Source organism: Silvimonas soli (genome assembly GCF_030035605.1).
In the GTDB taxonomy this organism is placed as follows: Bacteria; Pseudomonadota; Gammaproteobacteria; order Burkholderiales; family Chitinibacteraceae; genus Silvimonas; species Silvimonas soli.
On sequence record NZ_CP106736.1, the window covers coordinates 1,240,301 to 1,253,201 of the forward strand.

Annotated in this window: 11 protein-coding genes and 2 pseudogenes; 7 read left to right on the forward strand and 6 right to left on the reverse strand. The window is 57.1% G+C overall.

Annotation, left to right across the window (positions count from 1 at the left end; translation table 11 throughout):
• Positions 1 to 71: 71 nt before the first annotated feature.
• The 4 genes from N7220_RS05660 to N7220_RS05675 form a co-directional block, all read right to left on the reverse strand.
• Positions 72 to 902: a peptidylprolyl isomerase gene (locus tag N7220_RS05660; protein ID WP_283150487.1), complete on the reverse strand. Its 831-nt coding sequence runs from the start codon at positions 900 to 902 to the stop codon at positions 72 to 74.
• A gap of 10 nt (positions 903 to 912) precedes the next feature.
• The gene (locus tag N7220_RS05665) at positions 913 to 2,703 is read right to left on the reverse strand and encodes a ShlB/FhaC/HecB family hemolysin secretion/activation protein (protein ID WP_283150488.1); all 1,791 of its coding nucleotides are present in this window, start codon (positions 2,701 to 2,703) and stop codon (positions 913 to 915) included.
• Entirely contained in the window at positions 2,703 to 5,294 is a 2,592-nt protein-coding gene (locus tag N7220_RS05670) for a two-partner secretion domain-containing protein (RefSeq protein WP_308446569.1), read from the reverse strand. The genes N7220_RS05665 and N7220_RS05670 overlap by 1 nt, the downstream gene beginning before the upstream one ends.
• A gap of 477 nt (positions 5,295 to 5,771) precedes the next feature.
• Positions 5,772 to 6,128 carry an ArsR/SmtB family transcription factor gene (locus N7220_RS05675; RefSeq protein ID WP_283150489.1) on the reverse strand — a complete coding sequence of 119 codons (357 nt, stop codon included), beginning with the start codon at positions 6,126 to 6,128 and terminating at the stop codon, positions 5,772 to 5,774.
• An 871-nt stretch (positions 6,129 to 6,999) separates the two neighbouring features.
• On the opposite strand from N7220_RS05675, the pseudogene N7220_RS05680 reads away from it, so the two are divergent.
• Together N7220_RS05680 and N7220_RS20760 are read left to right on the forward strand one after the other, a co-directional pair.
• A pseudogene (locus N7220_RS05680) lies at positions 7,000 to 7,639 on the forward strand (IS3 family transposase); the annotation flags it as partial.
• A gap of 20 nt (positions 7,640 to 7,659) precedes the next feature.
• Positions 7,660 to 7,755: pseudogene (locus tag N7220_RS20760) on the forward strand (integrase core domain-containing protein); the annotation flags it as partial.
• Positions 7,756 to 7,856: 101 nt separating this feature from the next.
• Here N7220_RS20760 and N7220_RS05690 read toward each other — a convergent pair.
• Entirely contained in the window at positions 7,857 to 8,495 is a 639-nt protein-coding gene (locus tag N7220_RS05690; RefSeq protein ID WP_283150490.1) for an SOS response-associated peptidase, read from the reverse strand.
• 110 nt (positions 8,496 to 8,605) lie between these two features.
• Here N7220_RS05690 and N7220_RS05695 point away from each other — a divergent pair, with 110 nt between their 5' ends.
• The 5 genes from N7220_RS05695 (at position 8,606) to N7220_RS05715 (ending at position 12,021) form a co-directional block, all read left to right on the forward strand.
• The gene (locus N7220_RS05695) at positions 8,606 to 9,058 is read left to right on the forward strand and encodes a LexA family protein (RefSeq protein WP_283150491.1); all 453 of its coding nucleotides are present in this window, start codon (positions 8,606 to 8,608) and stop codon (positions 9,056 to 9,058) included.
• The gene (locus tag N7220_RS05700; protein ID WP_283150492.1) at positions 9,037 to 10,326 is read left to right on the forward strand and encodes a Y-family DNA polymerase; all 1,290 of its coding nucleotides are present in this window, start codon (positions 9,037 to 9,039) and stop codon (positions 10,324 to 10,326) included. The genes N7220_RS05695 and N7220_RS05700 overlap by 22 nt, the downstream gene beginning before the upstream one ends.
• A gap of 91 nt (positions 10,327 to 10,417) precedes the next feature.
• Positions 10,418 to 10,639: a hypothetical protein gene (locus N7220_RS05705; protein ID WP_283150493.1), complete on the forward strand. Its 222-nt coding sequence runs from the start codon at positions 10,418 to 10,420 to the stop codon at positions 10,637 to 10,639.
• 91 nt (positions 10,640 to 10,730) lie between these two features.
• Positions 10,731 to 11,390: a hypothetical protein gene (locus N7220_RS05710; protein ID WP_283150494.1), complete on the forward strand. Its 660-nt coding sequence runs from the start codon at positions 10,731 to 10,733 to the stop codon at positions 11,388 to 11,390.
• A 337-nt stretch (positions 11,391 to 11,727) separates the two neighbouring features.
• Entirely contained in the window at positions 11,728 to 12,021 is a 294-nt protein-coding gene (locus N7220_RS05715) for a hypothetical protein (RefSeq protein WP_283150495.1), read from the forward strand.
• A gap of 115 nt (positions 12,022 to 12,136) precedes the next feature.
• On the opposite strand, the gene N7220_RS05720 is transcribed toward N7220_RS05715, so the two are convergent.
• The gene (locus N7220_RS05720; protein WP_283150496.1) at positions 12,137 to 12,817 is read right to left on the reverse strand and encodes a PEP-CTERM sorting domain-containing protein; all 681 of its coding nucleotides are present in this window, start codon (positions 12,815 to 12,817) and stop codon (positions 12,137 to 12,139) included.
• Positions 12,818 to 12,901 lie beyond the last annotated feature (84 nt).

Sequence of the window (12,901 nt, forward strand, 5' to 3'; positions counted from 1 at the left end):
TTGCTGTTGCGTTGCTCATTGATTTGTTGTGATTTGAGTTACTGCCCATCGCCCACTACGGGTGACCGGAATTACTGCTGGATTTGTGCCGCTTTCAGCAAGGACACCACCAGATCAACCGTCGCTTTCTGCAAGGCCTGCTGCTGCAGACGGGCGCGGATGGTGGGTTTCACGTCGTCGAATTTCGGCACCTGTGTGGCACGGACCTGGTCAAGCCGTAACAACACGCGCGAGTTACCCACTGCCACGGGTTCGGTGGTGATCCCGCCCGCAGTCAGATGTACCGCCGCTTGCGCCAGTGCCAGGGGCAAGCCCTGGGTTTGCCCTTCCACCACCGGCGTCTTGAACGACACCCAGTCCAGCTGGCCGCCGTTGGCGCGACTTGGCGCCTGGCTGTACTTGCGGGCCAATGGCTCAAACGCGGCGCCTTTTTTCAGTTCGGCCAGCACGGTGCGAGCGGTAGCGTCGTCGGCCACCTGAATCATGCTGAGCTTGTATTCCTTGTCGCCCAATGCCCCGGCGATCTTGTTGTATTCCGCCTGCACATCGGCATCGGTTACTGGAACAGGTTTGATGTTTTCACGCAGCCAGGTCTGGGTCAGCACGTTGTCGGTAGCTTCCTTGATGGCGGCCTGCACATCGGCACGCTGCGGCAAGCCCGCTTTTACGGCTTGCTGGCGGAACAGTTCGCGGGCAACCAGCTGGTTTTTGGCGACCAGCCGCGTGGTTGCGGTATCGGCCATACCAGCGCCGTGCATCAACTGGTCCAGCGCAGACTGCGGCAAGGCCACCCCGTTCACCACGGCAAATGCACCGGCAGGCAATGCCTTGTCTGCCGCAAAGGCACTGGAAACAGCCAGGATCATGGCAACTGCACTGACAACCCAAGTGGACTTCTTCATCATCACATTCCTAAAAATTCAGACTCATGCTGGCCAGAACCAGCGTTTGTTTGCCGCCGAAGCTGGCCGGCTGATCCAGTCCACGCCCGACCAGCAGTTCGCTGGTCAGCACATCGCTACCCCAACGCGCTTGGCTATGTACACCCATACCGGCGCCCGCAATGTTCTGCGACAGACCTCCGGCCAGTAAGCGGGTGTGACCGCCATCGAGAAACACATAGGGTTCCAGGTGCATCCCGACCGGCCCCAATGCCTGATCAGGCACATTGGCCCAGGACACTTCATTGCGAAGCCAAAGCCCGCAATCGCCACTGATGCCGTCCTGGGAGAAACCGCGTACCGAGTCATTGCCACCGGCAAAAATCTGCTGCGAGCTGTACAGCCCGACCTTGGCCCATTGCGCGGAGAAACTGCTGCGCCAGGCCAGCGCCGCGGGCCCCAATTGCGCCAGTGCCACGCTGAAACTGCCGTTGGCATCAAACTTGTTGAACTGGTTGTGGGCATAATCAGTGGGCAGGTCGTCGGCATCCCGGGTAGCGCCAAACGTGGTGATTCCGCGGCTGTACCCACCTTCCAGCGACCAGTAGCCCGAATGGCCACTCCACTGGAATTTCTCGAAACGATTCAGGGCAATCCGCACCACACTGAGGTCTTGCGGTGTCAGCTCCAGACCATTGATAGAGCGGCCGCTGTCCCACAGCGAGAGCGTGACGTCCAGCGCAGTTTTACCGTCTTGGGCGCGTGAAAGAATGCGGTTGAAGCCAAAGGTATGCCCGCGCGAATCACCGTTCACCAGCGCGGTATCGCCCACCAGGTTCTGGTATTCCGAGCGCGACAGGGTGTAGGAAAATACGTTGTAGCCCCATGGCACTGCCATGGATGCCACCAGCGCATTGGATTCGGTGGTACCGATAAAACTGAGCGACAGCGATTCCTGCAAACCGATCAGGTTGTCTGCCTCGACGCCGGCCTTGAGTCGCACGATGCCGGTGGTATCGCTACCGTAGTTATCCAGGCCGACGTTGTAATAGAAGATGTCGCCCGGCTTGTTGTTGATGTTGATGACCGAGCCCCCGGCACTGGCGCCCGGCTGGATCTGCATCTCGGCCTGATTGCGCCGCAGCCGGTTAAGCTGATCTACGCCCTGCTCCAGATCAGTCAGATTCAGCGCCTGGCCGGGATGATCAGGAAACACCCAGCGCGTGCCGGCATCGGTCAACAAACCACCATTCGTTGCCTGTGGCGCGGGCTGCGGAGCAAAGGCCTGGCCATTCAGCGTGACTGCTTCAATAGTCCCGACGACCACATTGAGCACCAGCTTGCCCGATGCCAGGTTTTGTTCACCCAGGTACACACGGGTGGTGATATACCCCCGTTTTACAAACTGGTCGGTAATGCGTCGCATCAGCAAATTGATACGCTGGGTGCCCAGCCTATGCCCGATAAATGGCTGGGTCAGATCACCAACCACAGAATCGGACAGCAGCGTATTACCCTTGAGCTCAATCTGTTTGATGTCAAACGCTGGTTCCTGTTCGGGCACCTGATCGACCGGGGTATCCAGTGGCAATGAACCCTGTGCGGCAGTGGGCACTTTGGCCTCAACCGCTGCCGGAGCCTGTTCAATTTGCTGTTGCCGCTGTTCGTCTTTGCGCTCGTTCAGCAACTGGATGGCGCTGTCCTGACGCACCGGCGGCAAACCCGCAGGTATATCTGCCGCAAGTGCGGATGCAGCATGCGCGGCAAGATAGCCAGCCATCAGCATGGCGCACTGCGGCGCCAGAGAGAATGAGCGTCGCATCAGTGCCACAACCAGGAAGTCAGGCCAACGTGATGGCTCAAGGTCACCGGGTCGCGGTGCGGCGCACGGATGATCACCGTGCCATCGCTGGCGGTTTCACCCTGTGCGCCAACGGCAGTACCACCGTCCAGCTCCAGCAGGCCAGTAACCACCAGCTTGCCGCCAGCCGCGGTGAAACTGCCACCATCGTCAGCAGCGTAAACCTGTGCCCAGGAATCCCCCAGCCAGCCCTTCCAGCCACCATCCACTGACAGCGTGGTATAGCTGGTCAATGCCGTACCCAATACCACTGGCGCTGTCAGCGACATCTGCCCCAGTGCCAACACGCGTCCACCGGTATTGCTGATGGTGGTGCCCGCATTCACCGTCATGTTGCCAGATACAGAAATCAACCCGCCCTGCGATTGCTCGGTTGAGTGGGCAATGGTACGGCAACTGAACCAAGAGCAGGATTCATGCAATGACACCTGGCCGGTGCGGATTGCGGTGTTGATGAGACTGCCGCTGATATGGGCGTTCAGGTCACCATCGTTAACCAGTATCTGGCCACCAATATTGCGCAGACTGGCCGCTGAGAGCGTCATGCCTTTGTCGGCCACCATATCGGCCAACTGCCCTGGAATGGCAATGTCGCCAAAATCAATATTCAGACCGCTGTCGCCATGACGCAGGCCCAGCAAGTTATGCACATGATCAAAGTCGACCTCGTTGCCGTCATTCACCCCCGGTACGTGCGTCACCAGATTGGCAATTTCTCCACCGGCAGTCATGTTCAATGCGTTGTTGCTGATAATCCGGCCGGTTTGATTGGTGATGTCGCCACCTGCATGCAAAACAATGTCGTCACTATCACCAAACAGGATGGCCAGGCGGCTGCCGTCAACCGTCTGGTTCACGATACTCCCGCCCGCATTCAACACTACTGCGCCGGTGGAGGTGGCGTCTGACGTGTTTCGGGTATGCCCCTGGATCATGGAGCCGATATTCTGGATATCGCCCGTCGTATTGATCTGCACGGCACCGCCATTGGCGATCAGGGTTGAGCCTTTGGTGCCGTCATCCTGAACTGTCAGCTCGGCTGCTTTTGCAATAACATTGCCCGCGGCGAGCACGTCTGAACCGGTTAGCGTCACGTTGCCCGTTGCGTTGAGCTGCACGTTTTGCCCTGCCGATTCCACATCGGCACGTACGGCCAGTTGCCCGTTACGCTCGCTCTGGATGGTGACCATACCTCCGCTCAGCGAAACTCCGGCTGCGCCATGCAAGCTGGCCCCGTTCACCAGCAAAGTGCCGGGCGCATTGATATCAATCTCACCTGCGCTACTGGTCACGGTGGCGGGCTGGAATGCACCGCTGGCAAACGGCGATTGCACATTAACGTCTTGCGCTTTCACTGCAATATTCTGCACGGCAGTCAGGCTGCCGCCCTGAATATCCAGCCACTGCGCGGTGATGCCGATCCCGCCAGTGGCAGTGCCGATAACGCGCTGGAACTGGACATCATCTGGTGTAACGCCACTGGCCGCCCCGATGACCAGATCTCCAGATTGCGTCACTTTGCCGGTGGCATCACTGGTACCGGACTGGAGTGTGGCATCGGCCATCTCGATCTTTGGTGCCAGCACTTGCACATTGCCATTTGCACTGATCAGCGGCTTGCCCATCACGCCAGCACTCAGATCAACCTCTCCGGCTTGCATGCCGATATTGCCCTGCGCGGTAACCTGGCCACCATCCACGCGCACTTTGCCGTCTGCCTGCAAGGCAAAGTCGCCAACCGAGGCGAATGTCTTGCCCGCAATATGAACACCGGCTCCCTTATCAGTAATCAGTATTTCAATGCGGCCGGAAGTCAGCGACCCCAGCGGGGTGATGTCGACCAGTTCGCTACCGGGCGAAGTGGCGTTGCCGGCGCCGTATGAAACGTATTGCGAAAAATTGTCGGTTGCGGAAACCGCCGTATTGACCTCTGCCGTTGAGGTGCCGCCAACCAGGCGCGTCGTTGCCGTGGCGGACGTAAACGTATCCACCACCGGCCCGTTCACTTGCAGTTGTTTGGCAATCAGATCCAGGCTGAGCATTGCGCCAGTCAACCCGCCCGAGCCAATAACAATGCTGCCGCGGCTGGTGGTGAGCACCAGGTCTCGCTGCAATACCCCCGGCGCACTCAGAAAATCATTGAACGACACCGTACCGGTGCTCAGCACCACGTGCCCGGTATTCACAAAGTTACCGCCATCCACCGTAATCCCGTTGGGGTTGGCCAGAATCACATTTGCACGCGGCCCAAGCACGGTGATTGCGCCCTGAATCAGGCTTCGGTTGGAACTGGTCACTTCATTGACGATGGTACGGGCATTCACCCCAGTGTTCTGCAGCGCAGCCCCGGGTTTATCCACATTGAAGCTGGCATATCCGTTGTAAGAAACATTCGCAACTGCCGGCGCAATATTGATAACTGCGCGCCCATTACTGTCATAAATGACAGTTGTCGAAGTGTGTCCGTCAGGTGCAACTCCATTCGCGAAAGCACCGTGCATGACTGAGAAAATCAAAGTCATGCATCCAAAAAACCGCCCCGATTGCTGCATCTTTTTCTTTTATAAAGAATTAATCTACAAATCCGTAGTGACTGCCCGTTAACCGCGCCCCAAACCCGGTTAAGGTTATTATCAAATTCTAATGTACATCGAGGTGCTGCAGCAGCGCCGTTCGTCGATATACCAACATACAAGTAAGCGTCAGACTGTCTTTATGTGAAATTTTTTAGTCAAGAAACCGGTTTCAGCGGCGGCCATTGACCCGAGTCCTGGCCCAGTTTCAGGAGGAGGAAGGGGCCAGCCGCAATCCAGGCTGCGTCCGCAGTTTTTTATGGAAGCGGGCGGTTTGCAGAGGCACCGGTAATGAACGCGAAGAGGAAGGGTGCACCCGGGCCTGGGAATTGGATCGTCCAGAATCCCGGTTCGCCCGCCTGCGGGAAACAGGGCATCCCGGATGAAGGAAATCATTCCCCGAACAAGACCAAACTGCTCATGTGGGTGTTGCATTGATGCACAACCCGCACGGAATCATGTCTCCTGATCCGCCATCGCCTCCCCATTAGGAGCGAGCGCCCCGGGGACACGGGAAATGTTTAGATCAACGACCCACTGGCGCACCTGAGCGTCCGCTAGTCTGTAGCGTATCCAGTTGCGGTCCCGGCGCGAGATGACCAGCCCCTGCTCGCGCAGGAGTGCCAGGTATTGGGAAACCCGGCTGGAGGTCACACTGGCGACCTGCGCCACAAGCTCGTTGACGCACATCTCGCGCTGGGACAAGGCCCACGCAATCCGCAGCCCCAACGGATGCATCAGGACGCGCAGCATGCGGGCACGCAGCAGCATGTTTTGGGGAATCGGTTCCACGCCTGGCAGGGACGAACTCATCAACAATTTCTCTCTGGAATTATTTGCAACACTGGGTTGTCATCTCTATACGCAAAAAAAAGGGAGCTCTGGCGTCGCCCGACAGCCTGCCCCAGGAAAGCGGTCATGAAGGTGGTATACAAGCCGCATCAACCCCGGAATGAGCAATGATATTTATTTTTGTCGAGGGAGTCAGGGCTCTTTGCCAAACCCCGGCACCGGATTTGGATCACGTGATCCAGCCCGGGGCTTGTTCTGCCCAGGCCTTCGCCTAAAAAAAGACCAGCCCATCCAGTGCGGTCCGAAAGATTTGATCCCCCGCCTATACTCCACTCCCGCTGCTGTGGATGCTGGGGTAGAAAACTGGATCACAGCGCACGCTGAACTAGATACCGCTAACGAGGACAAACATAAGAAGTCTTCGTATAACCGGGGAGGGATCGCATCGATCACCACACACTTTTGCCCAGATCTTAGGACAATAAAAGAACCACAGCACCCCAATGCTATTTGCCGTCAGCTCATGCCCTCAAAACGGTAAGAGGAGCCTCACTCGGCTCGTTTCGTGGCCGCGAGGTAAATCCCCTTCCCTCCCGGGAATATCCGGGAATTCCCCGTCACATTCCCGTCTCTTCCCTGAAATTCCGGAATTTTCGAAGTTCTTTCCTATTTCACCGGCAAAACCCGGGATTTCCCGGGATTTCCCGGGCGTTTTCCGAGTACACCGGGAAATCCCGGCTTTTCCCCTTAATACCCGGGAATTGTCCTTATTTCCCCCGCTTTTGCAGATTCTGGCAGAAGTGATCATGCTCGCTGGTAAAAGTGGTTATTAAACCGCCAGCGAGCGAACACCATGCTTGAACAATTGAACTGATGTCTCTTATTTGAATAGGGCAGCCACCGTGTGGCAAGACTGATGCGCCGCCGGTTTGCGCTCGCAGACTGGCTACCATCGTCGTCCCGGCAAGCTGGGAGGCAAATCTGCGACCGTCGCGGCCAACCATCTGGCACGGCAGTTCGATGTCACTGAACCCAACAAAGTCTGGGTCACCGACATCACCTATATCCGCACGCATGAGGGGTGGATGTACCTGGCTGTCGTGCTTGATCTGTTTTCCCGACGGATCATAGGGTGGTCGATGGGCGCCCGCATGGACCGGGAACTGGCCATCAATGCGCTATTGATGGCGGTGTGGCGACGTCGGCCAGATGAAGAAGTGCTGGTGCACTCGGATCAAGGCAGCCAGTTCAGCAGCTATGACTGGCAGGACTTCCTGAAAGCGCATCGGCTCAAACCGAGCATGAGCCGGCGCGGGAATTGCGGCGACAATGCGGTTGCGGAGAGTTTCTTCCAGCTACTCAAGCGGGAGCGCATCCGGCGAAGGACCTACATCACCCGGGAAGACGCCCGGCGAGACGTATTTGATTGCATCGAGATGTTTTACAACCCCAGGCGCCGACACAGTTTCAACAATGGGTTATCGCCGGTAGAGTATGAAAGGCAGTATTTCGAACGGCTCTCGAGCGTCTAGTGAAGCCGGGCCGATTCAGGTTCCTGTCGCTGGGTGATGCGCGGGAAAAGATTGAGCGCTGGCGGGTCCATTGCAACGAGTTCAGGCCGCATAGTTCGCTGGAAAACCGGACGCCGAGCGAGTCCGGCTCGCACACCTTGAAGCCGGGAATCTCCAGTTCCAGCCGCTCGGTGAGGCGGGAGGAGATCACCGTACGGCAAATTTATCCCTCCTTCATTTAAATTAATTTCGACTCGTTTTCCTCCGCCCCCTTCACTTTCTTCCCATACCTCCCCTCGCTAACCCCCGCCATCAATTCTGCCGGGTACGGCTTCAAAAATTCACGCGCCACTTCCGGATCTTTGCAGGTCAGCCACGCCTCATACTCATCAGGCGGCACGATCACCAGCGAGCGCTTTTCATCGTTCGGCTTGTGCATACGTTTCATGAATGGATGGTCGTCAGCGTTGATCGTCAGTTGGGTGAACGAATACGCAATGTGCTTCGAATCAGGGTCTTTCCACGCCCGCACCAGCCCGGCCACTGCAAATTGCTTCTGGTCCGCTAGACCTATGCGCCACTCCTCCGCAAACCCCGTCTCATAACATGGCTCATAAAACGCCCGCATCGGCACCAGACACAACTGCGAACGGTTCCAGGCATCGCGGTAGGATTTCTTCTCGCCCACGGTTTCAGAGCGCGCATTCATGGTGGTAATGCGAACACCTGGTGGTAACCGTTTCTGCGGGATCATGCCGTAGGTACCCACAATCAAATGCGGCCCCTCGCCCCGGTCAACGATGATGGGCGCGCGATAGTCCTGCCACGTGCCATCGGGCCAGTCATCCTCATCCCACTCAGGCAAACCAAAATCCATGACCATCTGCTTGGGTGTTGGCAAATAATGTACGCACATCGGCTGGGCTCCCACCATATAGAACGTTCGTTCTATACTGCACTCGTTCTCGTAATTGATATTGAGTGTAGATGATGGAAGCCCTCTTGTTTGGCCCTGCCGCAGCCCACCTGGCACCGCCGATCCAGCTAATCCCGCTGGCGGGCACCCGCGTTCCAGCTGGCTTTCCCAGCCCCGCAGATGATTGGACGGAAGAGCGAGTCGACCTCAATCAGCGCTACGTCACTCACCCAGAAGCCACCTTCTACTTCACCGTAGCCGGCGACAGCATGAGCGGCACTGACCCGGCCCGATCAATCCCGGATGGCGCCACCCTGATTGTCGACCGCGCCCTGCAAGCCGAACATGGCGCCGTCGTCGTGGCCGTCATCGACGGTGATTTCACGGTAAAGCGCCTGTTCAGCCGCCGCGGGCGCATTGCGCTCATTCCAGAAAACCCCGCCTACCCCGTCATTGAGCTTGCCGAAGGGCAAGAGTTGGCGATCTGGGGCGTGGTCACAGCATGGGTGCACCAAGCCCGATGAGCCCCTTTGCCCTTGTTGACGTGAACAATTTCTACGTCAGTTGCCAACGTGTATTCGAGCCCAAACTCGAAGGCAAACCGGTGCTCGTACTCAGCAATAACGACGGCTGCGCCATTGCCCGCAGTGCCGAAGTCAAAGCCCTTGGCGTCAAAATGGGTGCGCCCTGGCACCAGATGCAAGACCTCGTGCGCCAGCACAGCATCATCGCCCGTAGTAGCAATTGCGCCCTTTATGCCGACATGAGCACGCGCGTCATGACGATCCTCCGGCAATTCAGCCCGCATCAGGAGGTGTACAGCATTGATGAGTGTTTTCTCGGGCTGCGCGGCATTCAGCGCGATCTGATCGACTACGGGCAAGAGATACGCGGCACGGTTAAACAGTGGACCGGCCTGCCCGTCTGCGTCGGCATTGGACCCACGAAAACGCTGGCCAAACTCGCCAACCACCTCGCCAAGAAACGGCCAGAATTCAACAGCGTGTGCGACTGGCAACGTATCGACCGGCAACGCCAACAAGCCCTGATGGCCGAACTGGCACTCAACGATGTCTGGGGCGTCGGCCCCCGTATCGCCGCCCGCTTGCAAACCGATGGCATTCACAACGTTGCCACCCTCGCCGCCTGCGACCCGGAAACCATCCGCCAACGCTACAGTGTCGTTCTGCAGCGCACAGTGCTGGAGCTGCGCGGCGTACTCGCCATCGAACTCGCCCAGGAAAGCGAAGACAAACAGCAAATCTGCTGCGCCCGCTCGTTTGGCCACCCGGTCTACAGTCTGGAAGCCATGGGTGAGGCCGTCAGCGTCTACGCCGCCCGCGCCGCTGAAAAACTCCGCCGTCAGCACTCCATCGCCTCTGGCATATCGGTATTCATCCAGACCAACCCGTTCAAGCCCAACGAGCCGCAATACAATCAGCACGTGGCCATTGCGCTTGATCCAGAATCCGACGACACCCTGCAGATCACCCGCTACGCGCTCTGGATACTCAAACGCATTTACCGGCCCGGTTTCGCCTACGCCAAAGCAGGCGTCATGCTCACCGGCCTGCAGCCGCGCGGCACCGTGCAACGCCACCTGTTCCGCACAGATCCAGATCCGCTCACCCGCGCCGCGCTTAATGAAACCATGGACCGCATCAACGCCCGCTGGGGCCGCGGCACCATGCGCACCGCCAGCGCCGGCACCACGCAAGACTGGAAGATGCGCCAAAACCACCTTTCCCCAGCATGGACGACACGCTGGCCAGATATCCCCGTCGCCAGGTAACACCATGCAAGTCACCGTCTACCAACTACGCCAGCGCGGAAAACGACAAGACCGTGCGTCCAAAGATCAGGCAGTTTGCGGATATCTAAAAATGACAGGTACCGACACCCAGAACTACAAAGGCCATGTATTGAACGTGAACCGCAAAGGTGAAGATGGCAGCCCGCCAGATCACCTGCTGCCCCCGCTATACGATCCCAAGATAGGTGGCTTGGTTAACTTCGACGGTAAAGTGCGTATCCGTTTTATTGGTTTTCAGCTCACGCCAGATGGGTGTGCCGTGGTGCAGGAATGGGTGTGTGATATTGGTTAAGGGTTACGTACGTCGGTTCACTTTTACCCGAAGTGAACGTTCGTTCTATATTGATATCCATTACCCAAGTGATCTCTCGTAGGAGGCTCCCATGTTTGAACAAACCCGTGTGTCAGATGGTGTAGACATTGTTAGCAAAGACTTTCGGATGTCGATTCGGCAAGCAGCAACCGAGAAGGGATACACAGCGGGCTCTTTGACAATGTCGGTATGGCGGCGAGACCCATACAAGCCCGCATCTGATGCTATCGAGCGAGAGGCGGCCACCGCAGTTTCAAACCTCTATGTCGGCTTCGGCGGCCTGATCGTGGATAACGGCGAACTGGTGATCAATGAGCTGGTGGGCTATCCGGCAACGCACAATGAAAAACTCCGGATCAACCCGCCGCAAGGCATGGACGAGCCACTACTCAATACATTGGATGATGTCGTTACCACCAGCTTTTCAAGCTGGTTTGTATTGCGCGAGTTCAGCAAGGATGCTCATCGACCGACAGCGCGAGAGATAGAAGCCGTTCGCCTCATGATGTCCCGATACGTCATCGACCGCGCCGCGGGAGAAGAGCTGGTTGATCTCGCTGACGCTGATGGGCGGCTCTATTTCAAGCCAGAAACCGACCTTTACGAAATTCTGACCGCACGCCCCATCATCTTGCCCGCCATCGAATTCGCCCACGCAACCGTAGCGGAAAAGCTCAAGGAAGCAGCGAGGAGATACGGCATCGGCAGCAATGGCGAAACGCTGCAATGACTCAGCAAGCCAAGTAAGTCATGAGATTGATTGCGCACAAAACCGGCACACAAAGACGGCTTCAGAGTTAGAAACGCATTTGGCCGCCAGGCCAATTGCGTGCGGTTGTACACCACTTGAGGCCGGGTAAATCACCCGGCCTTTTTTCGCGCAAAAGCGGCATTTATCCGAAATCGCTAATGGCGGCGCCAGTCGCCAGCCGAGCATCCAGGCAACTTTGCCGCTGATCGGCAGATGGCCTAGGTCGTGCTTGAATTTCAAGGTAGCAAATCATATTCAGTGAAATACCACTCATCCAACCCTAGTGCACCTCAGGTAAAAGGAGGCTTGTGACACCATGAAACCGATCCGCATCACCTACAGAACGCACGAAAACGAGAAGACATTTACCTATGACTTCGGCGAAGCACTCGCCCCGTCACAGGTGGACTCACTGGTGCTTGAAGCAGTCATCCAGCACGCATTCCCGGAGAATATGGCCCCGCGCCGTATCGTGGATTTCCCGCTTGGAGAAACTGCACAGAAAGAAACGATCGAAGCGGTCATGCGCCGCCTTTCGTTCCATCACATCGAATACCAGATCGGTGAGCAAAGCCGGAAAATTCAGGCCAAGCACCTATTCCACCTCTAAGCCCTTCCCAGTTTCGAGCGGCCCGCAGATGCGGGCTTTTTCTCGCCCGGTGCTTGTGTCGCCGCGGTAAAGAACTGTGCAAATTGGATGCACCGAATGAGCAGGTCTGACCCGCTCATTGTTCCGTTCTGCGCAGGGCGGTTAACCAGACCTTTGGGCGCCGTGACGCGAATAGCCCAACCAGACCCAGTCCCAACAATGCATAGGTTTCCGGTTCAGGAACGGGAGAAACGGCAGTCAAAGACCACGACGATGGCTCCCCCTCTACCTTGAAGGCATCAAGACCGAACCCATGGCCCAAGTAATAATCCAGCCCGGGACCGTATAAATTGCCTGACCGGTTGGAGCCATAGCCAAGGAATGTGACGTAATTGAAGACCGGATTGGGGAGAAGAGGTACGTACAACTGAAAATAGTTATCGTGGCCATCGAATGACATGAGTGGTGGCAAGAAATCACCGAGGGCCGAAGTTACGTGTATCTGGCTGCTATCTGCACTGAACAGCAAATGACCGTCGTGGTCTGTCTCGTTCAAAGTGAAATCTGCAAGATGATTGATTACATTGCCGCTTGCCGTGCCCCAGAAAGTGCCTGACATCGTAAAGTCGATGCCAGGGTCTGCACCTTGCTGAAACGTATAACTGTAGTGGTATTCCGTACTGGAAAAGACACTTGAACACAGCAGCCCCGCCACAACCCCGACAGCGAACCTTAGCGTTTTCATGAGAAGCCTCACCCGCGTGATGAAAAGTGGCATCACCCGCAGATGACGCTGGGTAATAATGCGCTTACCCATGACGCAAGCAAGCAATACGTGGGGGTTGGGCCTGTAACCTGATGATTGGTTACCCGGACAAGGAATGGGAAACCGTATCTGGCA

Excerpts from the sequence above, each read along its gene's own strand:
- N7220_RS05695 (WP_283150491.1), top strand. The coding sequence starts at position 8,606 with ATGATGGAAGCCCTCTTGTTTGGCCCTGCCGCAGCCCACCTGGCACCG.
- N7220_RS05690 (WP_283150490.1), bottom strand. The coding sequence starts at position 8,495 with ATGGATTTTGGTTTGCCTGAGTGGGATGAGGATGACTGGCCCGATGGC.
- N7220_RS05720 (WP_283150496.1), bottom strand. The coding sequence starts at position 12,817 with ATGGGTAAGCGCATTATTACCCAGCGTCATCTGCGGGTGATGCCACTT.
- N7220_RS05715 (WP_283150495.1), top strand. The coding sequence starts at position 11,728 with ATGAAACCGATCCGCATCACCTACAGAACGCACGAAAACGAGAAGACA.
- N7220_RS05700 (WP_283150492.1), top strand. The coding sequence starts at position 9,037 with ATGGGTGCACCAAGCCCGATGAGCCCCTTTGCCCTTGTTGACGTGAAC.
- N7220_RS05710 (WP_283150494.1), top strand. The coding sequence starts at position 10,731 with ATGTTTGAACAAACCCGTGTGTCAGATGGTGTAGACATTGTTAGCAAA.
- N7220_RS05670 (WP_308446569.1), bottom strand. The coding sequence starts at position 5,294 with ATGCAGCAATCGGGGCGGTTTTTTGGATGCATGACTTTGATTTTCTCA.
- N7220_RS05660 (WP_283150487.1), bottom strand. The coding sequence starts at position 902 with ATGAAGAAGTCCACTTGGGTTGTCAGTGCAGTTGCCATGATCCTGGCT.
- N7220_RS05665 (WP_283150488.1), bottom strand. The coding sequence starts at position 2,703 with ATGCGACGCTCATTCTCTCTGGCGCCGCAGTGCGCCATGCTGATGGCT.
- N7220_RS05675 (WP_283150489.1), bottom strand. The coding sequence starts at position 6,128 with ATGAGTTCGTCCCTGCCAGGCGTGGAACCGATTCCCCAAAACATGCTG.
- N7220_RS05705 (WP_283150493.1), top strand. The coding sequence starts at position 10,418 with ATGACAGGTACCGACACCCAGAACTACAAAGGCCATGTATTGAACGTG.